The organism is Lysobacter olei, from assembly GCF_054777355.1.
Genome location: NZ_BAAHAT010000011.1, coordinates 64883 through 90732, shown reverse-complemented (window position 1 = coordinate 90732; position 25850 = coordinate 64883). Strand labels below are relative to the sequence as shown.

The 25850-nt window shown below is 67.0% G+C and carries 20 protein-coding genes and 1 pseudogene; 13 read left to right on the top strand and 8 right to left on the bottom strand.

The annotated features are described in order from the left end of the window. Positions 1–267: 267 nt before the first annotated feature. The 4 genes from ACYVBS_RS14450 to ACYVBS_RS14435 all read right to left on the bottom strand — a co-directional run bounded on the left by ACYVBS_RS14450 (position 268) and on the right by ACYVBS_RS14435 (position 4189). Complete coding sequence (locus ACYVBS_RS14450; RefSeq protein ID WP_460824468.1) at positions 268–1014, bottom strand: 2OG-Fe dioxygenase family protein; 747 nt, start codon at positions 1012–1014, stop codon at positions 268–270. An 85-nt stretch (positions 1015–1099) separates the two neighbouring features. Then, entirely contained in the window at positions 1100–1492 is a 393-nt protein-coding gene (locus tag ACYVBS_RS14445; RefSeq protein WP_460824467.1) for an MAPEG family protein, read from the bottom strand. A gap of 156 nt (positions 1493–1648) precedes the next feature. Next, entirely contained in the window at positions 1649–3382 is a 1734-nt protein-coding gene (locus ACYVBS_RS14440) for a M28 family metallopeptidase (RefSeq protein ID WP_460824465.1), read from the bottom strand. Positions 3383–3514: 132 nt separating this feature from the next. Beyond that, positions 3515–4189, bottom strand: a complete 675-nt coding sequence (locus tag ACYVBS_RS14435; RefSeq protein WP_460824463.1) for a DUF4097 family beta strand repeat-containing protein — start codon at positions 4187–4189, stop codon at positions 3515–3517. A 221-nt stretch (positions 4190–4410) separates the two neighbouring features. Here ACYVBS_RS14435 and gpmI point away from each other — a divergent pair, with 221 nt between their 5' ends. The 5 genes and pseudogenes from gpmI to ACYVBS_RS14410 all read left to right on the top strand — a co-directional run bounded on the left by gpmI (position 4411) and on the right by ACYVBS_RS14410 (position 13377). Next, on the top strand, positions 4411–5979 hold the full coding sequence (gene gpmI, locus ACYVBS_RS14430; protein ID WP_460824462.1) for a 2,3-bisphosphoglycerate-independent phosphoglycerate mutase: 1569 nt from the start codon (positions 4411–4413) through the stop codon (positions 5977–5979). Continuing rightward, a complete protein-coding gene (locus ACYVBS_RS14425) occupies positions 5979–7220 on the top strand; it encodes a murein hydrolase activator EnvC family protein (RefSeq protein WP_460824461.1) in 1242 nt (413 codons plus the stop codon). Before gpmI ends, ACYVBS_RS14425 begins: the two co-directional genes overlap by 1 nt. A gap of 158 nt (positions 7221–7378) precedes the next feature. Further along, positions 7379–8704 (top strand): annotated as a pseudogene (locus ACYVBS_RS14420) (S41 family peptidase); the annotation flags it as partial. Positions 8705–8826: 122 nt separating this feature from the next. Next, positions 8827–9765 (top strand): ABC transporter ATP-binding protein, encoded by a 939-nt coding sequence (locus ACYVBS_RS14415; RefSeq protein WP_460824460.1) that lies wholly within the window; start codon positions 8827–8829, stop codon positions 9763–9765. A 12-nt stretch (positions 9766–9777) separates the two neighbouring features. Then, positions 9778–13377, top strand: coding sequence for an ABC transporter permease/M1 family aminopeptidase (locus ACYVBS_RS14410; protein ID WP_460824458.1), 3600 nt, complete (start codon positions 9778–9780; stop codon positions 13375–13377). 66 nt (positions 13378–13443) lie between these two features. Here ACYVBS_RS14410 and ACYVBS_RS14405 read toward each other — a convergent pair whose 3' ends face one another. Further along, entirely contained in the window at positions 13444–13764 is a 321-nt protein-coding gene (locus ACYVBS_RS14405) for a DUF1820 family protein (protein WP_460824457.1), read from the bottom strand. Positions 13765–13789: 25 nt separating this feature from the next. Next, positions 13790–14482: a rhomboid family intramembrane serine protease gene (locus ACYVBS_RS14400; RefSeq protein WP_460824456.1), complete on the bottom strand. Its 693-nt coding sequence runs from the start codon at positions 14480–14482 to the stop codon at positions 13790–13792. A gap of 229 nt (positions 14483–14711) precedes the next feature. Here ACYVBS_RS14400 and ACYVBS_RS14395 point away from each other — a divergent pair, with 229 nt between their 5' ends. Next, positions 14712–16064 carry an OmpP1/FadL family transporter gene (locus ACYVBS_RS14395; RefSeq protein WP_460824455.1) on the top strand — a complete coding sequence of 451 codons (1353 nt, stop codon included), beginning with the start codon at positions 14712–14714 and terminating at the stop codon, positions 16062–16064. A gap of 169 nt (positions 16065–16233) precedes the next feature. On the opposite strand, the gene putA is transcribed toward ACYVBS_RS14395, so the two are convergent. After that, positions 16234–19464, bottom strand: coding sequence for a bifunctional proline dehydrogenase/L-glutamate gamma-semialdehyde dehydrogenase PutA (gene putA, locus ACYVBS_RS14390; RefSeq protein ID WP_460824454.1), 3231 nt, complete (start codon positions 19462–19464; stop codon positions 16234–16236). A 375-nt stretch (positions 19465–19839) separates the two neighbouring features. Between putA and coxB the strand changes: the two genes are divergently transcribed. The 5 genes from coxB to ACYVBS_RS14365 are packed head-to-tail and all read left to right on the top strand — an operon-like array spanning position 19840 to position 24141. Then, entirely contained in the window at positions 19840–20799 is a 960-nt protein-coding gene (coxB, locus tag ACYVBS_RS14385) for a cytochrome c oxidase subunit II (protein WP_460824452.1), read from the top strand. A 29-nt stretch (positions 20800–20828) separates the two neighbouring features. After that, positions 20829–22448, top strand: coding sequence for a cytochrome c oxidase subunit I (ctaD, locus tag ACYVBS_RS14380; RefSeq protein ID WP_460824450.1), 1620 nt, complete (start codon positions 20829–20831; stop codon positions 22446–22448). Between the two features lie 25 nt (positions 22449–22473). Next, positions 22474–22608 (top strand): hypothetical protein, encoded by a 135-nt coding sequence (locus ACYVBS_RS14375; RefSeq protein ID WP_460824448.1) that lies wholly within the window; start codon positions 22474–22476, stop codon positions 22606–22608. Next, positions 22605–23225, top strand: coding sequence for a cytochrome c oxidase assembly protein (locus tag ACYVBS_RS14370; RefSeq protein ID WP_460824447.1), 621 nt, complete (start codon positions 22605–22607; stop codon positions 23223–23225). Before ACYVBS_RS14375 ends, ACYVBS_RS14370 begins: the two co-directional genes overlap by 4 nt. Positions 23226–23262: 37 nt before the next feature. Further along, a complete protein-coding gene (locus ACYVBS_RS14365; RefSeq protein ID WP_460824445.1) occupies positions 23263–24141 on the top strand; it encodes a cytochrome c oxidase subunit 3 in 879 nt (292 codons plus the stop codon). A 124-nt stretch (positions 24142–24265) separates the two neighbouring features. On the opposite strand, the gene ACYVBS_RS14360 is transcribed toward ACYVBS_RS14365, so the two are convergent. Then, entirely contained in the window at positions 24266–24472 is a 207-nt protein-coding gene (locus ACYVBS_RS14360) for a twin transmembrane helix small protein (protein WP_460824443.1), read from the bottom strand. A gap of 93 nt (positions 24473–24565) precedes the next feature. Between ACYVBS_RS14360 and ACYVBS_RS14355 the strand changes: the two genes are divergently transcribed. After that, positions 24566–25285 carry an SURF1 family protein gene (locus ACYVBS_RS14355; RefSeq protein WP_460824442.1) on the top strand — a complete coding sequence of 240 codons (720 nt, stop codon included), beginning with the start codon at positions 24566–24568 and terminating at the stop codon, positions 25283–25285. Further along, complete coding sequence (locus ACYVBS_RS14350; protein WP_460824440.1) at positions 25282–25845, top strand: hypothetical protein; 564 nt, start codon at positions 25282–25284, stop codon at positions 25843–25845. The genes ACYVBS_RS14355 and ACYVBS_RS14350 overlap by 4 nt, the downstream gene beginning before the upstream one ends. Positions 25846–25850: the final 5 nt, after the last annotated feature.

The window sequence follows — 25850 nt, the reverse complement described above, 5'->3', positions numbered from 1 at the left end:
GCCGATGGTAGTGTGGCTTAAGCCATGCAAGAGTAGGTCATCGCCAGGGGCTTTACCCAGAAGGCCGGATCCAACAGGATCCGGCCTTCTTCTTTTGTGCGCCAGAAACCATGCTGCGCGCCTTCTATTAGGCCGCACATCAAAAGTCGACGCCCATCAGAAATCGTTTCCCATCAGACGTCGACGCCCATCAAAAATCGTCGCCCATGCAAAAGGCCGCCCGAGGGCGGCCTTTGGGTTTGTCTTCAACCACGAGCCCGGGCGCCGTTAGCCCCGCGACGCCGCACGAAACGTCACCACCAGCACGTCACGCCAGGCAGGCAGGGCGGGATCCAGCGGCGCCACGGCGGTGACGCCGTGGTAGACCCGGACGTCGTCTACAAAGGCGGTATCCAGCGGTCGGGTCAGGGTGAAGCTGCCGATCTCCCCGCCCTCTTGGGCGTGGATGCTGGTGGTGCCGCTGGTGATGTTGTGGCGGTCAAGCAGGACGACCATGACAAAGTTGACGCCGTCCCGGTGCACGCCTTCCGGGGTCGGCTGGCCGGGCTGCTCTGGAAGGGCCTCGATCCGGAACTGATGGACCTCGACGTCCCATTGCGCGACGTCCGGCGCAAGGCTGCCAAACAGGGCGTGGGCGAAGCCAAGCAGGCGACGCATCGGCCCGCTGTCGGCCACCTCGGGACAGATGGGTTCGAACCAGCGCTCGATCCCCCCCTGCAGCGTGTTGTAGTCGCGGCTCTGGTAATGCGGTTGATGGTCCCCGCGCAACAATGAGCCATCGGACTGTGCGCGGAAGACTGCGTGGCGACGACGGCGACGCAACCCGACCTGCGCGAGGTAGGCATCTTCCGCCAGGTCCTCCCAACTGTGGGCAAAGGCCTGCCAAGCGCGCGTGTCCTGGGGGCTGCCGTCACCCAGGAATGCGCGCATGACGCCGGCACCGATGAAGGCAAAACCGTCCTGGCGCAGGGCCAATTGCAGCATGCCGCAGTCCGCGTGTAGAGCGAGGGACATAGAACGAGGATTCCAAGAGAAAGGCGTGGTCAGTCGCGATGGGTGTTCACCCGCGCATTGCCCGCAGGGCATCGCGCGATGGCACTCAGACGGTCATAGCGGCAAAGGCAAGCAAAGTCAGCACGCAGCCATAGCCGAGCGTCCATACCAGACTCCGGAGCTGTGCTCGGTCGGCCAGATACAGGACGCCGTGCAGCATGCGCAGGGTGATGAACGCGACGGACAGCAGGGCGATCGTCGAATGCGCGACACCGGCGAGTTGCGCCATCACGACCCCGGCGGCGAAGGGGGCAAAGGCCTCGAGGGCGTTGAGATGGGCGCCATTGGCCCGGCGCACCAAGCGGCTTTCTTGCCGCTGCAGCCAGCCGCGAGGGTCGTGGTTGTTGTAGCGCTCGCCGCGGGTCTTGGCCACGACCACCCAGAGGTAGGGCAGCACGGCGGCAATCAGCACGCACCAGTAGGCGACGGCGAGGGGCATGGGGCAGGCAACGGTGAACGAGGTCGACAGCCTAGCGTGAAAACCACAACGGCGCCGAGGGGCGCCGTTGTGGGGTCATGACAAAGGGTCACGGACGGTTGAAGCGTGATGTCCCGCGCCTCACGCACGGGATTGGGTGCCCGTAATGCAAACGCGTTACTTGGCGGGACCCCGCAGCTTCTGTTCGGCGGCGCGGAACGCATTGCCCTGGTACCAGTGGGGCCACTGTTCGCTGCCTGTCAGTTGCCTGCCCACGCCATACAGCGCCTGCAGGTCCTGTACGACGCCATCCAGCTTCCACGCCGGATCGTACTGGTCGCTGGGCTTGTGGTACCGGCTATCGCGGTAGTCACGCTGCGCAGCATGGCCGGCTTCGGTGCCGCCTTCGACCAGGTCGTCGCCGCCCTTGGCGTACAGCGCGGGCACGCCGGCCTTGGCGAAGTTGAAGTGGTCGGAGCGGAAGTAGAAGCCGTCCTGCGGCGTGGCTTCGGGGGTGAGGGAGCGGCCCTGCTCGGCGGCGACCGTCTTGAGCAGGTCCTCCAGCTCCGAGCTGCCGTGGCCGACCACGGTCATGTCCTTGGCGCGACCGATGACCGGCATGGCGTCGAGGTTGATGACCGCCACGGTCTTGGCAAGCGGGAAGGCCGGATGCGCGACGTAGTACTTGGAGCCGAGCAGGCCGGATTCCTCCAAGGTGACGGCGAGGAACACCACCGAGCGCTCCGGCGCCGGGTTCTGCTTGGCGAAGGCCTCGGCGATCTCGAGGATGCCGGCCACGCCGGTCGCGTTGTCGACCGCACCGTTGTAGATGTGGTCTTCGCCCGTCGGCGCGGCGGGGGCGCCGCCGTGGGTGTCGGCATGGTTGCCCAGGTGGTCCCAGTGCGCCATGTACACCACGGTTTCATCCGGGCGCTTGCTGCCGGGCAGCACGGCCACGACGTTCTGCGAAGACTTCTCGGCGATGGTGCTCTTCAGGTCCACCGAGGCCTTGGCCTGGAGCGGGATCGCCTTGAAGCCCTTCTTGCCGGCGGACTTGTAGAGGGCGTCGAGGTCCTGGCCAAGGTCGGTCAGCAGTGCGCGGGCGGCGTCGCCGGTGATCCAGCCCTGCACCGGCAGGCGCGGTTCGGGATCGTCCTTGGCGGGCAGGTTGAACTGCGCGCCGGACCAGGAGTTCTTGACCACCTCCCAGCCGTAGGACGCGCCTTCGGTGTCATGGATGATCAATGCGGCGGCGGCGCCCTGGCGGGCCGCTTCCTCGAACTTGTAGGTCCAGCGCCCGTAGTAGGTCATGCGCTTGCCTTCAAACAGCGCCGGGTCCTGCTGGTGGAAGCCGGGGTCGTTGACGAACATGACGACGGTCTTGCCCTTGACGTCGAGGCCGGCGTAATCGTTCCAGCCCAGCTCGGGCGCATTCACGCCGTAGCCGACAAAAACCAGGTCACTGGCATCCACCTTGACGTCGGCCTGGCCGGTGGTGGTGCCCACGACCATGTCGGTGCCGAACTTGAGTTCGCGCGGCTTGCCGTTGACGTCCAGCGTGAGCACGGTGGACTCGTCGGCGGTGGTCTCCACCATCGGCACGGTCTGGAAGTAGCTGTCGCCGTTGCCCGGCTTCAGGCCCATCTGCTGGAACTGGGCCTTGAGGTATTCGACGGTCTTCTGCTCGCCGGTGCTGCCGGGGGCACGGCCCTCGAACTCATCGGAGGCCAGCGCCTTGACCCGCTCACCGAAGTCGGCGGCGTTGATGTCGGCGGCGAAGGCATGGGTGGGGGCGGCGGGTTCGACCGGCGCCTGTACCGCCGGGGCTTGGTCGGGCTGCTTGCTGCAGGCCACCAGAACCAGGGCAGCGGCGACCAAACCGGTCGCGGGATGAAGCGGAATGCGGGACATGGGGCCTCGTGCGGTGCACGCCGGAAAGCGGCGCGACCGCATTCTAGGCACACCTGGCCGCGTGGACGCCATTGGGCCATTGGCGAAGCCGTTGGCCCGTACCCCCGGTGTGGCGGCGCGGCCGGCGTCGACTCAGCGCGCCGGTGGGGTCGGCGTGTCGAAGCGCACCACGGCCGCGCCCGTGACCGGGCCAATCACGGCGCTGCTGTGCACCAGCAACTCGACCTGGCGCTCAAACACCAACGGTCCATCGACCCGGGCATTGGGGCCGATGACCACCCGCGGATCGCGCTGCTTGGTCGAGAACCAGATCTTGCCCGGCTTCTCGTAATGGATGCCGCCACGCACGTGCGATCCGACGCCGACCGTGGTGTCGCCACTGACGGTCTCGATGCCGCCGGCGACATCGGTGTCGACCAGGCCGATGCCCCCGTTCACGGTGCTGACACCCTTGCGGATGTTGCCGCCATGATCGACGAAGATGCTGCCATTCACGGTCTCGACCCCGCCGTTGACGGTGACGTTCCGGCCCACGCGGACGCTGCCGTTGACCGTGCCCAGATCATCGGTCTGCACCGAATCACCGACGGTCACGCTGCCGTTGACGGTCGTCGCCTCACCGACGCGGGCGTTGCTGCCGATGCGGATGCTGCCATTGACGGTACTCAGTTCTCCCTGGCGCCCGCCGTCATCCACGGTGATGCTGCCGTTGACCTTGCTGATGTCGGGGTCGCCCGCCGCCGCTGCAGCGGCCAAGGGCATTGCCAACGCGGCGGACAGGGTGAGCAGAACGGGAAGGGTGCGCATCGTGGGAACTCCATGTCGGGTGGTATTGCGTTTGGATGCCGCGGGCGGGTCCCGGGTTTAACTCCGTCCAGGGTTCGCAGACCATGGCGCTGGCCGGGCGGCGTGCCCCGGATCGACGGGCTTGGCCCGGGCGATGGGACGGGTCACTTCGCTACAATCGCACCGTTGCAGAGCCCGGGCACCTGCCCGAAGTCACCCCCGAAGCTACAGGGATCCACACCGTGTCTGTTTCCTCCCCGGCCGTCGCGGCCCCCGCCCGCGCGGTGGCGCGGCCCAAGCCCGTGGTGCTGCTCATCCTGGATGGCTGGGGTCATCGCGACGACCCCACCGACAACGCCCTCGCCCATGCCGCGCTGCCCAACTGGCACCGCCTGCTGGCCAGCGCGCCGCACACCCTCATCCACACCGAGGGCCGCCATGTCGGGTTGCCGGACGGGCAGATGGGCAATTCCGAGGTCGGGCACATGAACCTTGGCGCCGGCCGCATCGTGTACCAGGACCTGACCCGCATCGATGCGGCGATCGAGGATGGCAGTTTCTTCGCCAACGCCGAACTGCGGGCGGCCTGCGCCGCGGCCCAGGCCAGCGGCGGCACGCTGCACCTGATGGGGCTGTTGTCGCCCGGAGGCGTGCATAGCCACGAGGCGCACATCTTCGCGATGATTGAACTGGCCCGCCGGGAAGGCGTGCCGCGGGTGGCGGTGCATGCGTTCCTGGACGGCCGCGACATGCCGCCGCAGTCGGCCGCGCCGAGTCTGGCAGCGCTGGAAGCGGCGTGCGCCAAGGCCGGCAATGCGCGCATTGCCACAGTCTGCGGCCGCTACTACGCGATGGACCGCGACAAGCGCTGGGACCGCCAGCGCAAGGCGTGGGACGCGATTGTTGAAGTCCAGGCCGAGCATGTGGCTCCCGATGCGGCGACCGCGCTGGCCAATGCCTACGCGCGTGGCGAGAACGACGAATTCGTCGCCGCGACGGTGATTGGTGCGTCGATGCCGATGCACGACGGCGATGCGGTGGTGTTCATGAACTTCCGCGCCGATCGCGCCCGTCAGCTGACCGCGGCGTTCGTGGCCCCGGATTTCGACGGGTTTGAGGCACGCCGCCCCGCGCTGTCGCGTTTCGTCTGCCTGACCGAGTACGACGCCAGACTGCCGGCACCGGTGGCCTTCGCGCCGGACGACCTGCGCCACACGCTGGGCGAGGTGCTGGGCGCCAACGGACTGACGCAGCTGCGCATCGCCGAGACTGAGAAGTACGCGCACGTCACCTTTTTCTTCAGCGGCGGACGCGAGGAGCCGTACGAGGGCGAGACCCGCGTGCTGGTGCCCAGCCCGAAAGTCGCGACCTATGATCTGCAGCCGGAAATGAGCTGCCCGGAAGTCACCGAAAAGCTGGTGGCCGCGATCCGCTCGGGCAACATCGATGTCGCGATCTGCAACATCGCCAACCCCGACATGGTTGGCCACAGCGGCATCCTCGCCGCGGCCATCCAGGCCGCCGAGGCGGTGGACGTGGCGATTGGCGCAGTGTGGCAGGCGGTGCAGGACGTGGGCGGTGCCTTGCTGGTGACCGCCGACCATGGCAACGTCGAGATGATGCGCGACCCTGAGACTGGCCAGCCCCACACTTCGCACACCGTCGGCCCGGTGCCGTTCGTGTATGTCGGGCCGAGGGTGGCGCAGTTGCGCAGCGGCGGCGCGCTCCGTGACGTCGCGCCCACCATCCTCGATCTGCTCGGCGTGCCCAAGCCGGTCGAGATGAGCGGCGAAAGCCTGTTGGTGGGCTGATGCGAAGCGCGCATGCGGTCATGGCCGGCGTCCTGCTTGCGATGCTGGGCATCGCCGGCGCACCGGCACAGGATCGCAGCGCCGCGGAACGCAAGCTGGAGTCGGTCAAGCGCGAGCTGAAAAGCGTGGCCGCCGAACGGCGCAAGCTGGAAGGTGAGCGCGGCAGCGCCTCGCGCCAACTGCGCGCGGTGGACGAACAGGTGGGCCAGTCGACCCGCAGCCTGCACGAGACCGAACAGCGCATGAGCAGCGATGAGGCGGCGCTGGCGGAGCTGCAGCGGCAGCGGAGCGAGTTGCGGTCGCGCGTGGCCGGACACCAGGACGAGCTGGCGAAACTGCTGCGCGCCGCCTACGCCCAGGGCGGCGCCGCACCGCTGAAGGTGATGCTGGCCCAGGACCGGGTGGCTGACGCCAATCGCGTGCTGGCCTATCACCGATACGTGCAACAGGACCGCGCCAAGCGCATCGCCACGCTGACGCAGGAGCTGCGGGCACTGGATGCGGTGGAACGCGAGGTCGCATCGCGACGCAGCTCACTGGAGCAGGCGCGCGAAGAGCAACGGCGGCAATTGCTCAAGCTGGAGCTGGATCGCAAGGCCCGCGCCACGCTGATGGCCGAGCTGGACACGCGCTATCGGGACCAGCGGTCGCGTGAACAAGCGCTGGGTCGCGATGCCAAAGGTCTGGAACAATTGCTGGGACGCCTCCGGGCGGCGGCCGCGAGGGCTCAAGCGCAGCGCAAGGCGGCTGCGGCCCGCGAGGCAAGACAGGCGCAGGCGGCCAGTGCCGCCGGCAAAGGCAAGTCCGGCGCGACGGGGTCGGCACGGCGTGCAACCACCGTTGCCACGGCACCGGCTCCCCAAGTAGGGGGGCTGGGGTGGCCGGTCGCGGGTGCGCTGCTGGCCGGCTTCGGCGCCACCATGCCCGACGGCCGCCGCAGTGACGGCCTGCTGATCGGCGCTGGCGCGGGCAGCAGCGTCAGCGCGGTGGCCGACGGCGACGTGGTCTATGCCGAGTGGATGACCGGCTATGGCCTGCTGCTGATCGTCGACCACGGCAATGGTTACATGAGCTTGTACGCGCACAACGACGCGCTGCTGCGCGATGTCGGCGACCATGTGCGCAAGGGGCAGCCGGTCGCGACCGTCGGCAGTTCCGGTGGCCACGGCCGTCCGGCGTTGTATTTCGAACTGCGTCGCAACGGACAGCCGGTCAACCCGGGCGTTTGGCTGCGCCGCTGACCCCGAAGGCCCTCGCCGGGATTAACGAAAGCTTCCAGTGCGATGGGCGAGGATCCGGGTTCCCCCGGCGACAGGAAGCGTGCAGGATGCGCGAACGCGTCTGCAGTTTCGCGGTCCAAGTCCGTGACTGTCGCCGCGCACCATCCACCGGAGTCCGCATGCCCTTTCGCCGCTACCACCCGCTGGCCCTCGCCCTGGCACTGATCCTGCCGCTGGGCGTGGCTTCCGCCCAGCAGCCGCCCGCCGACGAGACGCCGCCGTCGGCCGAAGCGCTGTCGGCCGCCAGTGACTCCAAGGTGCCGCTGGACGAGATCCGCCGCTACGTGGCGGTCTACAAGGCGGTGAAGCAGGCCTATGTGGAGCCGGTGGACGACGCCAAGCTGATGCAGTCGGCGATCCGTGGGCTGTTGCTCGACCTGGACCCGCACAGCGTGTACCTGCCCAAGGCCGACGCCGATGAATTCGATGAGCAGGCGCAGGGCCGCTACGACGGCATCGGCGTGGAGATCTTCCGCCAGCCCGACGGCACCCTTCGCGTCATCGCCCCGATCGATGACACACCGGCGATGAAGGCCGGGATCAAGGCCGGGGATCTGATCATCGCGGTCGACGGCAAGCCACTGCGGGCCGAAGACGGCGAGGACAATGAGCCCCTGCGCGGTCCGCCGGGCACCACGTTGGTCCTGACCATCGTCCGCGAAGGCGCGGCCAAGCCGCTGGAGATCAGCGTGCAACGCGAGACCATCCGCGTGGCCAGCGTGAAGGGGCGCTTGTTGGAGCCGGGTTACGGCTACGTTCGCATCGCCTCGTTCCAGGCCGATACCGCCGCCGACTTCGAGCGCCAGCTGGGCCTGCTGAAGGAGCAGGCCGGCGATCGCCTGCGCGGCCTGGTCATCGACCTGCGCAGCAATCCGGGCGGCCTGCTCAATGCGGCGGTCCAGATCGCCGATGACTTGCTCGAGAGCGGCAAGATCGTGAGCACCCGTGGCCGCATTCCGATCAGCGACGCCGAGTTCGGCGCCACGCCGGGCGATCGCCTGGACGGCGCGCCGGTGGTGCTGCTGGTCGATGCCGGTTCGGCGAGTGCCTCCGAGGTGTTGGCGGGCGCGTTGCGTGACAACGGCCGTGCGCGCGTGGTGGGAAGCCGTACGTTCGGCAAGGGCAGCGTGCAGACCGTGCTGCCGCTGGACAACGGCGACTCGGTCAAGTTGACCACCGCGCGGTATTACACGCCCAGTGGCAAGTCCATTCAGGCATTGGGCATCGTGCCCGACGTGGTGCTGCATCCGGGCAAGGGCGACGGGAACGCGCGCGCCGACTACACCGAGGCCAGCCTGCCCGGGCACCTGCGTGCCGACGGCGAGGGTGACGGGTTGCCGGGCAGCAACGCCGGCGACGTGCTCGAGGGCGATGGCTTCATCGCCTCGGCGTTGGCGGAACTGAAGAAGCCTGCGACGGCCAAGGCCGGCGCCACGACCAACAAGCGCTGATGACGACCGCATGGGCCGCTGGTCACGGGTGACCACCAGCCTATGGAGCAACGCGTCACCAACCCCTAGCATCCGGTGATGCCCGCAGTCCGCGGGCCCACCAACGGCAGGGACGCATGCTCACCATCCGCAATCTCAGCAAGACCTACGCCAACGGCGTTCACGCGCTGAACCACGTCGACCTCGACATCCCGCGCGGGATGTTCGGCCTGCTCGGCCCCAACGGCGCGGGGAAGTCGTCGCTGATGCGCACGCTGGCCACCCTGCAGGAAGCCGACAGCGGCAGTATCACCCTCGAGTCGGAAAGCGGCGCGGCGATCGACGTGCTGCGCGACAAGGACGCGGTGCGCCGCCAGCTGGGTTACCTGCCGCAGGATTTCGGCGTGTATCCGAAGGTCAGCGCCGAAGACCTGCTCGAGCACTTCGCTGTTCTCAAGGGGCTGAGCGAGCGGAAGCAGCGGCGCGAAGTGGTGGAAGGCCTGCTGCGCCAGGTGAACCTGTGGGACGCGCGCAAGCGCAAGCTTGGCGGCTTCTCTGGCGGCATGCGCCAGCGCTTCGGCATCGCCCAGGCACTGCTCGGACGTCCGCGGCTGGTGATCGTCGATGAGCCGACGGCGGGCCTCGATCCGGAGGAGCGCAACCGTTTCCTCAACCTGCTTGCCGAGATCGGCGAAAACGTTGCGGTGATCTTGTCCACCCACATCGTCGAGGACGTGACCGACCTGTGCCCGCGGATGGCGATCCTCAACAAGGGCCAAGTACTGTTGAGCGGACGCCCCGCCGACGCGATCGAGGCGTTGCGCGCACAGGTGTGGCGCAAACAGGTGAGCAAGGCGGCACTGGCCGAATATGAGGCCAGCCACACGGTCCTTTCGACGCGGCTGGTCGGTGGGCAGCCGGTGATTCATGTGTTCAGCGCGCAGCAGCCCGAAGCGGGGTTCGAGCCCGTGGCTCCGGATCTGGAGGACGTTTACTTCCACCGCCTGCGAATGCAGGCCCGAGGCCCGGCGCCCCAGCCAGCGCCGTCGGTCGCCAACGCCGTCGAATTCGTCTGACGGAGCGGCGCCATGATCCGGGAATTCTTCAAATTCGAGTTGCGCGAGCAGCTGCGTTCACCCTTGTTCTGGCTGCTGGCCGGGTTGTTCGCGATGATCGCGCTGGCCGTCGCCAGCAAGGGCCAGGTGGGGAGCGGTATTGGCAACGTGTTCCGCAACGCGCCGACGGTGATTGCAACCTGGCAGGCGGCATTCACCCTGGTGGGCATGCTGATCATTGCCATGTTCATCAGCAGCGCGCTGTTGCGGGACTTCGAGCTGGGCACGGCGGAGCTGTTCTTCGTCAGCCCGATTCGCAAGCGCGACTACCTGCTGGGCAGGATTGGCGCCGCGTTGGCTGCGAGCCTGCTGCTGTATGTGCTGGTCGCGATCGGCCTGTTCCTGGCCCAGTTCATGCCCTGGGTGGATGCGGCACGGCTCGGCCCGGCATCGCTGGTGCCGTATGCGTGGTCATTCGCGGTACTGGTGGTTCCCAACCTGCTGTTTACCGGGGCGCTGCTTTCGTTGCTGGCGGTGGCCACACGCAGCATCCTATGGGTGTACATTGGGCTGATCGGCTTCTTCGTCCTCTACACCATCAGCGGCGTGCTGATGCGCGACCTCGACAACGCGTGGGTTGCCACGCTGGCCGATCCCCTTGGGATCCGCGCCCTCGGGCGCACCATCCGCTATTGGTCGGCGGCAGAACGCAACAGCGGCCTGCCGGCATTCGCCGGCTACCTGCTTGCCAACCGCATGTTGTGGGCCGCGGTCGCGCTGGGGCTGTTCGCCGCCGCGTTCGCCCTGTTCCGGACCGAACGCAGTGGCACCTCCGGCTCGCGCTGGCGACGCAAGGCGAGTGCAGCGTCCCCCGTCGCGAGCACGCCAACGGCCAAGGTGGCCGCGGTCACGGCACTCGCGGTGCAGCCCGTTTTTGGCGCCGCTACCTATTGGCAGCAGTTCCAGCGCCAGGTGCGTTTCGATGCGCTGGGCGTGTTCCGTAGCGTTCCGTTCCTGGTGCTGATCGCATTGGCCATCGCGAACTTCATCCCCTCGGCGTTGTTCAACCAATCGATGTACGGCACTGACATCTGGCCAGTCACCTCGCAGATGGTGGTGGCGTTGCAGGGCAGCTACAGCTTCCTGCTGGTGATCATCGTGCTGTTCTACGCCGGTGAACTGGTGTGGAAGGAGCGTGGGGCGAAGCTGCACGAAGTCAGTGACGCCATGCCAGTCCCGAACTGGGTGCCGTTGCTGGCCAAGTTCGCGGCGCTGATCGCAGTGATCGCTACGTTCCAGCTGGTGGGCGCGTTGACCGCGATGGCGATCCAGCTGGGCAAGGGCTACACCCAGTTGGAGCTGCTGGTGTACCTGAAAGTGCTGGCGGTGGACTCGGTCGCGTACATCCTGATGGGTGGCATGGCCTTGGTCCTGCAGGTGTTGAGTAACAACAAGTTCCTTGGATACGCACTGCTGATCCTGGTGCTGATCGGGCAGGCGGTGCTGGGCCTGATGGACTTCAGCCATAACCTTTACAACTTTGGCAGTTGGCCGAATGCACCGTACTCGGACATGAACGGATACGGTCACTTCCTGTCGGCGCAGCTGTGGTTCCAGTCGTACTGGATGCTGTGCCTGCTGTGCTTGTTGCTGCTGGCCATGGCCTTCTGGGTGCGCGGCGTCAATGCCGGCCCGCGCCAGCGCTGGGCGCTCGCCAAGCAGCGCTTGCGCGGGCGCCTAGGCGCGGGCCTGGCCGCCGCGGTCGTGGGGTTCGTGGCCGTCGGCAGCTTCCTGTTCTGGAACACAAACGTTCGCAACGACTACCGTTCACGCGAACAGGAACTCGACTTGCAGGCGCGCTACGAGCGTGAGTACGGCCAGTACCGCAACCTGCCGCAGCCGAAGATCCTGGCATCGAGCAGCGAGATCGATCTGCGCCCCGAAACGCAGACCCTGCGGATCGACGGCCGTTATCGCGTGCACAACCCACATGCGGTGGCGATCGACGAGATCCACCTCAGCGTTGTCGATGACAAGGCGCTCACCTCAGTCGGGCTGGGCGGCGCCAGGCTGCTGCGCAACGATCGCCCGTTGGGTTACCGCATCTACCGTCTTGACCGGCCAATGCAGCCTGGCGAGCAGCGCGATATCCGGTTCTCGCTGGACTACCGCCCAAGCGGCATCAGCAATGCCGTCCAAGACACCCATGTCGTCGACAACGGCACTTTCTTCAACAGTCGAATGTTCCCCCAGTTCGGCTACGACACCGACAACGAAATCGACGACCGCAACGACCGGCGCAAGCGCGGACTGGGCGAGCCAAGGCGCATGCCGAAGCTCGAAGATGCCAGTGCGCGCGCGGCCACCTACATCGGAGATGATGCCGACTGGCTGGATTTCACGACCACGATCTGCACTGCGCCGGACCAGGTGGCGCTGGCGCCGGGCTACCTGCAGCGGGAGTTCACGCGCGCCGGGCGCCGCTGTTTCAGCTATGCGATGGACCGGCCGATGCTGAACTTCTATGCATTCCTGTCGGCGCGTTGGGAGGTACGGAAGGGCACGTACATCGGCCGTGATGGCCGCACGATCCCGATCGAGGTCTATCACGACCCCAAACACCCCTACAACGTCGATCGGATGATCGAGGCGGCGCGCCAGTCATTGGCCTATTTCGAAGGTCAATTCACTCCGTACCAGCACCGGCAACTGCGCATCATCGAGTTCCCGGGCTACTCCAGCTTCGCCCAGAGTTTCGCCAACACGATCCCGTACTCGGAGTCGATCGGGTTCATCACTGACCTGCGTGACAAGGACGCGATCGACTACGTCTACTACGTGACCGCGCATGAGGTGGCGCACCAGTGGTGGGCGCACCAGGTGATCGGTGGCAACGTACAAGGGGCGACGGTGCTGTCGGAGTCGCTGGCGCAGTATTCGGCGCTGATGGTGATGGAAAAGGCGTACGGCCGCGAAAAGATGCGCCGCTTCCTCAAACATGAGCTCGATGGCTATTTGGCCGGGCGTGGCGGTGAGCGCGTCGACGAAATGCCGTTGTACCGGGTGGAGAACCAGCAGTACATCCACTACCGAAAGGGCTCGTTGGTGTTTTACCGCCTTCGCGAGGAACTGGGCGAGGCTGCGCTGAACCGTGCGCTGAAGAAGTTCCTGCAGGACAAGGGCTACCAGCAGGCGCCGTACACGACCTCGGCGGAACTGCTTGGCTACCTGCGCGAGGAGGCCACGCCGCAACAGCAGGCGCTGATCGGCGACCTGTTCGAGCGGATCAGCTTCTACGACAACCGCGTGCAGTCGGCGACCGCGGTCAAGCGAGCCGACGGCAGGTACCAGGTCACGCTCGACCTGCATGCGGACAAGCGCTACGCCGATGGCAAGGGCAAGGAGGTCGCCGGCACGCTCGACGACTGGATCGAAGTCGGCGTCTTTGGGCGTGGGCCATCGGGTAAGGAAACTGACGAGAAGGTGCTCTACCTCCAGCGTCACCGCATCACCGCGGGCAGTCCGACGGTGACCGTGGTGGTGGATGGCAAACCGTATGAGGCCGGCTTCGACCCGTACAACAAGCTGATCGACCGGGTGTCCAGCGACAACCGCCGGCGTATCAGCCTCTGACGCGCGGTCGCCCCCGCGCACGGCGCGGGGGAGGGCGGCGGGCTGGTCGGGGCGGTGTGCGCTGCCTCAGCGCGGCTTGGACGGCAGCGGGAAGGGCGTGACCACCTTCTCGCCGGTGGCGGCATCGCGGATTGCGGACTGGCCTTTGCGCGCCACTTCCTCGATGCGCACGATGCTCTGCATCGGCAAGTGCAACACGCGGGTGTTGCCGAACTCGTCGCGCAGGCGTTCCTCGGTGGGGTCGATCACGACGCCGTCGTGCACATCGAACACCAGTTCCGAGACCTCGGTGAAACCCCAAAGGGCGCCGGACGCGACCTGGTGCGCGTAAAGCTCGTACACCTTGCCGGCGTTGAGGAACGTGACTTTGTACAGCGGCTTGGCCATCGCCGCATTATAGAGGCGAGGGCGATCAGAACCCGCGCTGGCGGCGCAGCCTGCGCGCGATCCCCGCCCGCGTAATCAGGGCGAAAATGCCACCGAAGGCGAAGCCGGCCAGGTGCGCCGACCAGGCCACCGCGCCGAAGGCCGGGCCGATGTAGGTGAACACCAATTGCAGCGCCGCCCACACCCCGATCAGCAGTGGCGTGGGAACCTTCACGAACTGCAGGAACAGCCCCAGGGGCACCACCAGGCCCAGCTTGGTGCGCGGGAAGAGTGCCAGGTAGGCGCCGATCAGCGCCGACACGGCGCCGCTGGCGCCGATCACCAGCCGGTCAGGGGTGCCGATGATGATGACCGCGGCCAGGTTGGCGAGCGCCCCTCCCAGCAGGAACAGCACCAGGAAGCGGCGCGACCCCATCATCCGCTCGGCGGGCACGCCAAAGATCAGCAGGAACACCAGGTTGCCCAGCAGGTGCGCCCAGTCGGCGTGCAGGAACAGCGCGGTGAACAGTCGCAGCAGGCTGCCGTCGTGCAAGGCCCGTGACCATGCCTCCAGCGAGGCCAGCCCGCCTGACAGTGCGCCCCATTCGGTGACCCAGCGCCGCTCCACGGCATCGGGTGCCAGTTGCAGGCCGATGAAGCAGGCCCACAGCAACGCGAACAGCAGGGGCGTGGCCCAGCGGATGGACGGCGACTTGCGCGGTGGGAGGGCCACGAACATGGTTCAGCGTCCTTGCCGATGGTGCGCCACAGCATACCTGAACAGGGGGCGGAAAACCCCATATACCCGTTCATTTTCAATGAGTTGGGGCATTGTTAGCTTTCGGTTAATGGGCGCGATATAGTGCATACGGCGTCGTACGTCGGGAGGGGTTTCCGGCGTGTCTGGGCAGCGAACCTGCGCCCCGCGGATGGCCGAAAAACACAACACTCCAGTGGAGACTACACGCATGCAGCACGTACACCGCTTCACCCGCCTTTCGGCGTTGGCGCTGGGCATCACCGGCGCCCTGGCCCTTGGCCAGGTCCACGCGTCGGGCTTCCAGCTGAAGGAGAACAGCGCCAAGGGACTGGGCAGCGCATTCGCCGGCACCGCCGCCAAGGCCGATGACGCCTCGGTCGTGACGAACAACCCCGCCGCCATGGCGCGCATGTCGGGAACGACCGTGCAGGTGGACGTGACCGCGATCGACCTCAACTACCAGTTCGAAGGCAGCGGCACCGCCGCCAATGGCGCCATGCCGATGACCGGCGGCGACGGCGGCAACGCCGGTGCCGTGACGCCGGTGCCGGCGATGTCGATCGTGCACAAGTTCGACAACGGCCTGGCGCTGGGCGCCATGGTCAGCGCGCCGTTCGGCCTGAAGACCGAATACGAAGACGGCTGGGTGGGTCGTTATTTCGCCCACACTTCCGACGTGAAGATTGTCGACCTGACCCTGTCGGCGGCCATCGACGTGATCCCGGAGAAGCTGTCGGTCGGCGTGGGCGCGATCCTGTCGCGCGCGGACGTGACCCTGTCCAAGTCGGTGGACTTCGGCACCATCCTGTTCGGCAATTCGGCCACGCGCCCGCTGCCGTTTGCCCGCCCGCAGATGCGCGACGGGTTCGTCGAAGTGCAGGGTGACGACAATGGCTTCGGCTGGCTGGTGGGCATGCACGCGCAGCCGACCGACAAGCTGACCGTCGGTGTGAGCTACCGTTCCGAGATCGATTACGACCTGGAAGGCTCCGCTGACTGGACCGTGCCGACCGACGTGGCCGCCGTGTTTGGCTCCAGCCCGTTCACCGCGCCGCTGTTCAAGGACGGCAACGTGACCGCTGCGCTGACCACGCCGTCGGTGTTGTCGGTGGGCGCCACGTACCAAGTGACCGACAGCTTCAAGCTGATGGCCTCGTGGGCGGAGACCGGCTGGTCGTCGCTGCGCGAAGTGCGCATCAACTTCCAGAACCCGGATCCGGATGCCGTCGAGGATTTCTCGTGGCGTGACACCGAGTTCATGTCGCTGGGTGGCGAGTACAAGCTCAATGACGCCTGGAAGCTGCGTGCCGGCGTGGCGCTGGATGAGACCCCGACCAGCATCGAAACCCGCACCCCGCGCCTGCCCGACGCCGACCGCCTGTGGTTCTCGGTCGGTGCCACCTGGCAGTACAGCGATGCGCTGGAGATGAACTTCGGCTACGCCCGTCTGGAGCCGAAGGATCCGGAAGTCGACAGCCACGACAACCAGGGCCACCGCCTGACCGGTCCGTTTGACGGCTACGCGAACCTGCTCGCGTTCTCGGCGCAGTACAAGTTCTAAGTTCCGACACCGCTGCAAAAAAGAAACCCCGCTTCGGCGGGGTTTTTTTTCCTCTTCCCCACGAGGTTGTAGCGCTGGAGGGGCGTACACCGCACACTCCGGCAACCAAGCGGATTACGGGCCGCGACTTGCCGGAGTGTGCGGTGGGCGCCTCCCGGACGCCCAGCCCTCAGTCCCCCAACGTCAGCAGCGACGCATTGCCACCCGCCGCCGTGGTGTTGATGGTGATGGTCTTCTCGGTGGTGAAGCGCGGCAGGTAGTGCGGACCGCCAGCCTTCGGCCCGGTGCCCGACAGGCCCTGGCCGCCGAACGGCTGCACGCCGACCACCGCGCCGATCTGGTTGCGGTTGACGTAGCAGTTGCCGACCTTGATGCGACGGCTGATCTTCTCCACCGTCTCGTCGATGCGCGAGTGGATGCCCAGCGTCAGGCCGTAACCGGTGGCGTTGACCGCATCAATCACGTTGTCCAACTGGTCGGCCTTCCAGCGCACCACGTGCAGCACCGGGCCGAACACCTCCTTGTGCAGCACGTCGATCGACGGGATCGCGTAGGCGCGCGGCGCGAAGAACGTGCCGTGCGCGGTGTCGGCATCCAGCGCCACTTCACCGATCTTGCTCGCCTCGCGGTCCATGCGCTCGGCGTGATCGCGCAGCATCTTCAGCGCGTCCTCGTCGATGACCGGGCCAACGTCGGTGGACAGCAGGCCGGGGTTGCCGACCTTCAGCTCGGCCATCGCGCCGCCGAGCATGCCAATCACCTTGTCGGCGATGTCGTCCTGCACGAACAGCACGCGCGCCGCCGAGCAGCGCTGGCCGGCCGAGGTGAATGCCGAGCCGATTGCGTCCTTCACCACCTGCTCGGGCAGCGAGGATGAGTCGGCGATAAGCGCGTTCTGGCCGCCGGTCTCGGCGATCAGTACGCCGATCGCGGCATCACGTGCGGCCAACGCGCGGTTGATTGCGCGCGCGGTCTCGGTGGAGCCCGTGAAAGCCACACCGGCCACGCGCGGGTCCTTGGTCAGCGCGGCGCCCACGGTGGCGCCATCACCCGGCAGGAACTGCACCACGCCTTCCGGCACGCCGGCTTCGTGCAGCAGCTTCACCGCGGCATGGCCGATCAGGTTGGTCTGCTCGGCCGGCTTGGCGATCACGCTGTTGCCGGCGGCCAGCGCCGCGGCCACCTGGCCCATGAAGATCGCCAGCGGGAAGTTCCACGGGCTGATGCACACGAACACGCCGCGGCCCGACAGTTGCAGGGTGTTGGACTCGCCGGTCGGGCCGGGCAGCGCCTCGACGGTGAACAGCGTGCGTGCCTGCGCGCCGTAGTAGCGCAGGAAGTCCACCGCCTCGCGCACCTCGGCCACGCCGTCGGGCAGGGTCTTGCCGGCTTCCTTGGTGCACAGCGCGATGTACTGCGCCATGCGCTGTTCCAACAGGTCGGCGGCGTGCTCCAGGATCGCGGCGCGGCTGGCAGCCGGGGTCGCGTCCCAGGCCGGCTGCGCGGCGACGGCGTTGCGCAGCGCCAGTTCGACCACGGCGCCGTCGGCGGCCTGCCAGTGGCCCACGGTCTCGCGGCGGTCGGCCGGGTTGGTGACGGCGATGTCGGCGCCGGTCACGGTCGCGCCTGGCACCAGCGGCGCGGCGCGCCAGGTCTTGGCCGCTTCGGCGTTGACCTGCTCGGCCAGCGCGCGCAGTTGGTCGTCGTTGGCGAGGTTCACGCCCATGGAGTTGCTCCTCTCAATGCCGTAGCTGCGGTACAGGTCGACCGGCTGCGGGATGCGCGGGTGCGCGATGGATTCGAAGGCGGACACGGTTTCGACCGGGTCCTGGATCAGGTCGTCGATGGCGATGGCTTCGTCGGTGATTCGGTTGACGAAGCTGGAGTTGGCGCCGTTTTCCAGCAGTCGGCGCACCAGGTACGGCAGCAGGTCCTCGTGGCTGCCCACCGGCGCGTACACGCGGCACGGCACGTCGAGGCGATCGGCGGGGATCACCTCGGCATAGAGGTCATCGCCCATGCCGTGCAGCTTCTGGAACTCGAAGTGCTTCTGGCGGCCCATCGACTTGGCGCGCTGCCAGATGGTGGCGATGGTCTGCGCGTTGTGCGTGGCGAACATCGGGTAGATCGCGTCGCTCGCCTCGAGCATGCGCCGCGCGTTGGCGAGGTACGACACGTCGGTGTTGGGCTTGCGCGTGAACACCGGGTAGCCCAGCTGGCCATCGACCTGCGCGCGCTTGACCTCGCTGTCCCAGTACGCGCCCTTCACCAGGCGCACCGGGATGCGGCGGCCGGTGCGGCGGGCGAGGTCGGCGATGAAGTCGATCGCCTCCGGGGCGCGCTTCTGGTAGGCCTGGATCGCCAGGCCATAGCCTTCCCAGCCGTCCAGCGACGCATCGCTGTAGGCGCCGGCGATCACGTCCAGCGACAGCTCCAGGCGGTCGGCTTCCTCGGCGTCGATGGTGAAGCCGATGCCGTAGGACTTGGCCAATTGCGCCAGCTCCAGCACGCGCGGGGTCAGCTCGGCGAACACACGCGCGCGCTTGGCGTGCTCGTAGCGCGGATGCAACGCCGACAGCTTCACCGAGATCGACGGCACGCCGAACACGTCCTGCCCGAGGTAGTTGCCGCCCGGCCCGCTCTTGCCGATCGCGTGGATCGCGTCGCGGTAGGCCTGCAGGTAGCGCAGCGCGTCCTTGGTGGTCAGCGCGCCTTCGCCCAGCATGTCGAACGAGTAGCGATACGCGGCGTTGGCGCCCTTCTGCGAGCGCGCCAGCGCTTCCCCGATGGTGCGGCCCATGACGAACTGGTGGCCCATGATCTTCATCGCCTGGCGCACGGCCAGGCGGATCACCGGCTCGCCCACGCGCCCGATCAGGCGCTTGAAGGCGTTGTGCACGTCGCGCTTGGTCTCGTCCGCGAGGTCGACCAGGTGGCCGGTCAGCATCAAGCCCCAGGTCGAGGCGTTGACCAGCACCGAGTCGGACTGGCCCATGTGCTTCTTCCAGTCGGCCTCGCCCAGCTTGTCGCGGATCAGCTTGTCCGCGGTCTCCTGGTCGGGGATGCGCAGCAGCGCCTCGGCCACGCACATCAGCAGCACGCCTTCCTCGCTGCCCAGGTCGTACTGGCGCATGAAGGCCTCGATCGCGCCTTGGTCCTTGGCGCGGGCGCGTACGCGGCGCACGAGGTCGGCGGCGGTGGCCTGCGCGATGGCGCGGTCGGCCTCGGGCAGGCGGGCCTGCTCGAGCAGCGCGCGCACGTGGGCGGCCTCATCGCGGACCCAGCCCGCGGTCAGGGCCGCGCGGGGGCCGCCGGGCGGCGGCGGAAGTTCGGGGCTGATCAGCCGGGCGGCGCCGGCCGGGGTGGCGGACGGGCCGCCAGCGGAAGCGTGGGTGGTCATCGGGTCCGGGGGACTGCCGTGGAAAGCCGACTATTCTAGGCCTTCCAGGCCCGCGCGCCGGCAATTCCCAAGCGTATGGAGGGCGGCGCCCGGGAGTGACGGCGGTCACGTCCAGCGGGAGACGTGAAGCGGCTCCGAAGGCCGTTCAGGATGGCCTCCAACCACAACAAAAATTTCCTCGCTTGCCGCAAGTCAATGCGGGCGGCTACCATTTCGCGGTTATCCGTAGCGCCGGTCCCGGCGTGATGGGCCCTGACGGGCCTGCCAGCCACCCCCTTCCGGACGGTCCCCTGCTGCCTTGTGGCACGGTCGACCGGAACGGGTAGCCCGCGGAGCTGTATCCAATAACTTTCAGATTTATCGGGGCTCGAACTGATGAAAGCCGGTCGTATCAAGCAGTGGGCAGTCGGCGCAGCCGCCTTGGCCCTGCCGGTCCTCGCGAACGCGCAGGCCGCCGATCCCAAGCCGTGGCAGCTCAACATGGGCCGCGGCGTGACCCACCTGTCGCAGAACGCCTACGAGGCGCACATGCTGGCCCTGTGGATCTGCGTGGTGATCGGCGTGCTGGTCTTCGGCGCCATGGCTGTGGCCATGTTCAAGTTCCGCAAGTCCAAGGGCGCGGTCGCGGACCAGAGCCTGACCCACAGCACCAAGCTGGAAGTCCTGTGGACCGTGGTCCCGGTGGTCCTGCTGCTGGTCATGGTCTTCCCGGCCACCACCAAGCTGATCCAGATGTACGACACCCGTGAGTCGGCGATGACCGTGAAGGTCACCGGCTTCCAATGGATGTGGAAGTACGACTACCTGGGCGAAGGCGTGTCCTTCACCAGCCGTCTGGACCGCAAGAGCGACGAGCTGCGCCAGAGCGGCAAGGTCATTGCCAACGCTGACCACGAGAACTACCTGCTCGACGTGGACAACGTGCTCGTGCTGCCGACCGACACGAAAATCCGCTTCGTGCTGACCGCCGACGACGTCATCCACGCCTGGTGGGTGCCGGCGCTGGGCTGGAAGCAGGACGCGATCCCGGGCATCGTCAACGAAGCCTGGGCCGAGATCCGCGAGCCGGGCCTGTATCGCGGCCAGTGCGCCGAGTTGTGCGGCAAGGACCACGGCTTCATGCCGATCGTGGTCAAGGCCGTGCCGAAGGCCGAGTACCAGCAGTGGCTGGCTGCCGAGAAGGCGAAGAACGCCCCGGCTGCTCCGGCGGCCGTCCCCGCCGCCGCCCCGGCCGAAGCCGCGCCCGCCGAACCGGCCGCGCCGGCCGAAGGCGAGACCCCGACCACCGACGCCACGGCCGCCGCTGCTACCCAGCACGCTGCGGTCGCCGGCTGATCGTCAAGAATCACAGATAGAGGTAGGCCATGGCTGCCACGCACCCCGCCGCTGACCACCACCACGATGACCATGCCCACCAGCAGGGCTTCATCGAGCGTTGGTTCTTCTCGACCAACCACAAGGACATCGGCACGCTGTACCTGGTGTTCAGCTTCATCATGTTCATCATCGGCGCCGCGATGTCGGTGGTGATCCGTACCGAACTGGCGCAGCCTGGCCTGCAGCACGTCAGCCCCGAGTTCTTCAACCAGATGACCACCATGCACGCGCTGGTGATGATCTTCGGTGGCGTGATGCCGGCCTTCGTCGGCCTGGCCAACTGGATGATCCCGCTGCAGATCGGCGCGCCGGACATGGCGCTGCCGCGCATGAACAACTGGTCCTTCTGGATCATGCCGTTCGCGTTCACCCTGCTGCTGCTGACCCTGTTCCTGCCGGGCGGTGGCCCGGCCGGTGGCTGGACCCTGTACCCGCCGCTGTCGCTGCAGGGTGGCTACAACGTGGCGTTCTCGATCTTCGCCATCCACATGATGGGCATCAGCTCGATCATGGGCGCGATCAACGTCATCGCCACCGTGCTGAACATGCGCGCCCCGGGCGTTGACCTGCTGAAGATGCCGATCTTCTGCTGGGCCTGGCTGATCACCGCGTTCCTGCTGATCGCCGTGATGCCGGTGCTCGCCGGCGCCGTGACGATGCTGCTGACCGACAAGTTCTTCGCCACCTCGTTCTTCAACGCGGCTGGCGGCGGCGACCCGGTGATGTACCAGCACATCTTCTGGTTCTTCGGCCACCCCGAGGTCTACATCATGATCCTGCCGGCGTTCGGCGTCGTGTCGGAGATCATCCCGACCTTCAGCCGCAAGCCGCTGTTCGGCTACCAGGCCATGGTGTACGCCACCGCCGCGATCGCGTTCCTGTCGTTCATCGTGTGGGCGCACCACATGTTCACGGTGGGCATGCCGCTGGGCGGCGAGATCTACTTCATGTTCGCCACCATGCTGATCTCGGTGCCGACCGGCGTGAAGGTGTTCAACTGGGTCACCACCATGTGGCGCGGTTCGCTGACCTTCGAAACCCCGATGCTGTGGGCGATCGGCTTCGTCATCCTGTTCACCATCGGCGGCTTCTCCGGCCTGATGCTGGCCATCGTGCCGGCGGACTTCCAGTACCACGACACCTACTTCGTGGTGGCGCACTTCCACTACGTGCTGGTGACCGGCGCGCTGTTCTCGATCATCGCCGCGGTGTACTACTGGTGGCCGAAGTGGACCGGCCGCATGTACAACGAGACGCTGGGCAAGATCCATTTCTGGTGGACCATTGTCTTCGTCAACCTGCTGTTCTTCCCGCAGCACTTCCTGGGCCTGGCCGGCATGCCGCGTCGCATCCCGGACTACAACGTGGTGTTCGCGGACTGGAACCTGGTGAGCTCGATCGGTGCGTTCGGCATGTTCGTCACGCCGTTCTTCATGGCCTACGTGCTGTGGCACTCCAAGAAGTACGGCGCCAAGGCCGAAGCCCGTTCGTGGGAAGGCGCCAAGGGCTTGGAGTGGACCGTGCCGTCGCCGGCGCCGCACCACACCTTCTCGACGCCGCCGGTGATCAAGGACGGCGATCTCGCCCACGGCGACATCACCCACTGATCCCGAGCGCTGAGCAGAGACCGGCATGAGCCCGAATCCCGCCAACCGTGACGACCTCGACGCGCGCCGCAAGGGCGCGCGCCGGACGGCATGGATCGTCGGTGGGATCGCGGTGCTGGTGTACGTGGTGTTCCTGCTGATGGGGGTGCTGGGCCGATGAGCGCGCAGGACCCCTCGCAATCGCCGGCCGAGGCATCGACCTCCGCCAAGCCTGAGGCGCGCCGCAGCGCGGGCCTGGGCAAGATGGTGGTCGTGGCGCTGCTGGCGTTTGGCTTCACCTTCAGCATGGTGCCGCTGTACCGTCTGGCCTGCGAGAAGGTGCTGGGCATTCGCCTTGAGCGCGGCGCGGTGGAGGCCGGCAAGGCCGGTGCCGCCAAGGTCACCCGTACCGTCAAGGTCGAATTCGACGGCGGCGTGAACTCCAAGCTGCCGTGGCAGTTCCAGCCGCACCAGCTGTCAATGGAAGTGGTACCGGGCGAGCAGTACGAGACCACGTACTTCGCGCGCAACACCAGCGACCGCGACCTCGTGGGCAGCGCGGTGCCGTCGGTGGCCCCGGCGCGGGCCTCGGGCTACTTCAACAAGACCGAGTGTTTCTGCTTCACCGCACAGACGCTCAAGGCCGGCGAGTCGCGGGACATGCCGGTGCGCTTCATCGTCGACCCCAACCTGCCGGACGACGTGAAGACGATTACCCTGTCGTACACCTTCTTCAAGAACGATGCGCTCACCACGCAGCTGCCCGGGGCATCCGCCTCGCCGCACGCCGCGCCGTGATCCTCCTGTAACTGTTACTGAAACGGAACCTGCCGCCATGGCCCAAGCCCATTCGCCAGACGCCAACCACTACTTCGTTCCGCACAGCAGCCGCTGGCCGTTCCTCGGCTCGATCGCGCTGTTCGTGACCATGGTTGGCCTCGCCAGCTGGTTCAACGAAGTCAGCTGGGGCAACAAGGTCTTCTTCGTTGGCATCGCACTGCTGTGCGGCGTGTTGTTCGGCTGGTTCGGCGACGTGATCCGCGAGTCGGTGGGCGGCAACTACAACAAGCAGGTGGACGTGTCGTTCCGCATGGGAATGATGTGGTTCATCTTCTCCGAAGTGATGTTCTTCGCCGCGTTCTTCGGCGCGCTGTTCTACGCCCGCCAGTTCGCGATGCCGTGGCTGGGCGGTGAGGGCGACGGCGTGATGACCCACAGCCTGCTGTGGGAAGGCTTCAGCGCGGCGTGGCCGAGCAACGGCCCGGGCAATATCGGTGGCGTCTACCAGACCATTCCGGCCTGGGGCCTGCCGCTCCTCAACACCCTGATCCTGCTGACCTCGGGCGTGACCGTCACGATTGCCCACCACGCGCTGAAGGCGGGCCACCGCACCCAGCTGCTGGTGTTCCTGGGCCTGACCGTCCTGCTGGGCGCCGTGTTCCTGTTCTTCCAGGCGGAGGAGTACATCCACGCCTACAACGAGCTGAACCTGACCCTTGGCTCGGGCATCTACGGCTCCACCTTCTTCATGCTCACCGGTTTCCACGGTGCCCACGTGACCCTCGGCACCCTGATGCTGGCGATCATCTGGCTGCGCTGCCTGAAGGGCCACTTCACCAAGGACGACCACTTCGCGTTCGAAGCGGTGGCCTGGTACTGGCACTTCGTGGACGTGGTGTGGCTGGGCCTGTTCCTGTTCGTCTACGTCCTGTAAGCGAACGCCAGGCAGTAAACGCAACGGGCCGGCGATTGCCGGCCCGTTGGTCATTTGAATCCCGGAAGTGCCGAACCCTTCGGCGCCGGCCGGTGCCCGGCGAGGATGCCGGTCCCGGGGTGGATCAGCGGCCGACGCCGTGGAACTCGATCCAGCCCATCTGGGCGGCGACGACGATGCCAAGGATGAGCGACACGGACAGCGCGACGCGCTTGGTGAGCGCGTTGACCGTGCGCTTGCTCTCTCCCTTGTCCACCAGCATGTAGTAGAGGCCGGCACCGAGGTTCCAGAGAATGAGGATCAGGACGCCGACGATGATCAGGGTCTTCATGGCTGTACTCCGCCGCACGCAGGCGCGTGCGATGCTCAAGGACCGCACTGGGGCGGCGATGAGGCCATTATCGCAGCTGTCGCGGGGGGCGGTATGCCCGCACGGCTGAAACTCACTGTCTGGTGGGCGCTGGCCCTGCTGTTGGCGGCTGGCTTCGCCACCCTCGGGCTCTGGCAGTCGCGCCGTGCGGTCGAGAAGCAGGCCATGCTGGAGGCCGCTGGCGCCGTGTTGGCGCAGCGTACGCCCGGCCCGCTGGCCGCGGCGGCAGACCCTGCGCGCACCCAAACGGTCGAATGGGCCGCAGGCGAGGGCCAGTTCGACCCGCGCGGTCCCTTGTGGCTGGACAACCAGCAACGGGAAGGGCGCGTCGGCATCCGCGCATACCGAATCTTCGTACCAGACGACGGCGCACCGCTGCTGGTGGATCTGGGCTGGTTGCCGTTGCCCGGCGATCGCACCTTGCCGGCCATCGGGCGTCCCGAGGGTCGGGTCGCGGTGCGCGGCCTGCTGTCACCGCCTCCCTCGGCCGGCCTTGCGCTGGGGCCGTCGCTGGCGGCGCAGGGCGAGGGTTGGCTGATGGCGCGCGTCGACGTGGCCGATGTTCAACGCATGACCGGCCTTTCGGTGCCGCTGGCGCCTCGTGTGCTGCGTTTGGACCCCGATGTGCCGTTTGGCTACTCCCGCGACCTGGCGTTGCTGTCCAACACCCTGCCGCCCGAAAAACACCGCGGCTATGCCGTGCAATGGTTCGCCCTCGCCCTGACCGTGTTAGCCACTGCCCTGATTCTGACCTTCCGCAGGAAGACCCGATGAGCCTCGATGCCGCCACCGTCCGTCGCAATCGCCTGATGCTGCTTGCGATCTTCGCCATCTTCTTCGGCTCGCTGCTGTTTGCCGGCGTGCTGCGCTTCTCCGGCTGGCGCCCGGCCGGCAACAAGAACCACGGCGAGCTGCTGCAACCGCCCGGTGACCTGCGCCAAGTGGTGCCGTTGACCAAGGACGGCAAGTCTTACGCCTGGAGCCCGGTGGAGCGTACCTGGCGCATCGCGCTGGCGCCGCCGGCGTCGTGCGCGAGCGAGTGCGTCGAACTCGCGCGCGAGCTCGACCTGGTGTGGCAGTTGTTCGGCAAGGATGCGGACAAGGTGCATGTGCTGTGGATCGGGGACGTGCCCGCGGGCGCCGCACGTCCGGCGAGCCTGCACGAACTGCAGCCCTCGCCCGCGTTGAACGCGGGCTTGCCTCGCGTGAACGACCCGCGTGGTGTGCCGGTGTATGTGATTGACCCTAATGGCTTTGTCATTCTGCGCTACGCTCCCGGTTTCGATCCGGGCGGCCTGCGCGCGGACATGGCCAAGCTGCTGAAGCTGAAGTGAGCCTG

Coding starts and splice junctions, on each gene's coding strand:
- ACYVBS_RS14450 (WP_460824468.1), bottom strand. CDS start 1,014: ATGTCCCTCGCTCTACACGCGGACTGCGGCATGCTGCAATTGGCCCTG.
- ACYVBS_RS14445 (WP_460824467.1), bottom strand. CDS start 1,492: ATGCCCCTCGCCGTCGCCTACTGGTGCGTGCTGATTGCCGCCGTGCTG.
- ACYVBS_RS14440 (WP_460824465.1), bottom strand. CDS start 3,382: ATGTCCCGCATTCCGCTTCATCCCGCGACCGGTTTGGTCGCCGCTGCC.
- ACYVBS_RS14435 (WP_460824463.1), bottom strand. CDS start 4,189: ATGCGCACCCTTCCCGTTCTGCTCACCCTGTCCGCCGCGTTGGCAATG.
- ACYVBS_RS14425 (WP_460824461.1), top strand. CDS start 5,979: ATGCGAAGCGCGCATGCGGTCATGGCCGGCGTCCTGCTTGCGATGCTG.
- ACYVBS_RS14415 (WP_460824460.1), top strand. CDS start 8,827: ATGCTCACCATCCGCAATCTCAGCAAGACCTACGCCAACGGCGTTCAC.
- ACYVBS_RS14410 (WP_460824458.1), top strand. CDS start 9,778: ATGATCCGGGAATTCTTCAAATTCGAGTTGCGCGAGCAGCTGCGTTCA.
- ACYVBS_RS14405 (WP_460824457.1), bottom strand. CDS start 13,764: ATGGCCAAGCCGCTGTACAAAGTCACGTTCCTCAACGCCGGCAAGGTG.
- ACYVBS_RS14400 (WP_460824456.1), bottom strand. CDS start 14,482: ATGTTCGTGGCCCTCCCACCGCGCAAGTCGCCGTCCATCCGCTGGGCC.
- ACYVBS_RS14395 (WP_460824455.1), top strand. CDS start 14,712: ATGCAGCACGTACACCGCTTCACCCGCCTTTCGGCGTTGGCGCTGGGC.
- putA (WP_460824454.1), bottom strand. CDS start 19,464: ATGACCACCCACGCTTCCGCTGGCGGCCCGTCCGCCACCCCGGCCGGC.
- coxB (WP_460824452.1), top strand. CDS start 19,840: ATGAAAGCCGGTCGTATCAAGCAGTGGGCAGTCGGCGCAGCCGCCTTG.
- ctaD (WP_460824450.1), top strand. CDS start 20,829: ATGGCTGCCACGCACCCCGCCGCTGACCACCACCACGATGACCATGCC.
- ACYVBS_RS14375 (WP_460824448.1), top strand. CDS start 22,474: ATGAGCCCGAATCCCGCCAACCGTGACGACCTCGACGCGCGCCGCAAG.
- ACYVBS_RS14370 (WP_460824447.1), top strand. CDS start 22,605: ATGAGCGCGCAGGACCCCTCGCAATCGCCGGCCGAGGCATCGACCTCC.
- ACYVBS_RS14365 (WP_460824445.1), top strand. CDS start 23,263: ATGGCCCAAGCCCATTCGCCAGACGCCAACCACTACTTCGTTCCGCAC.
- ACYVBS_RS14360 (WP_460824443.1), bottom strand. CDS start 24,472: ATGAAGACCCTGATCATCGTCGGCGTCCTGATCCTCATTCTCTGGAAC.
- ACYVBS_RS14355 (WP_460824442.1), top strand. CDS start 24,566: ATGCCCGCACGGCTGAAACTCACTGTCTGGTGGGCGCTGGCCCTGCTG.
- ACYVBS_RS14350 (WP_460824440.1), top strand. CDS start 25,282: ATGAGCCTCGATGCCGCCACCGTCCGTCGCAATCGCCTGATGCTGCTT.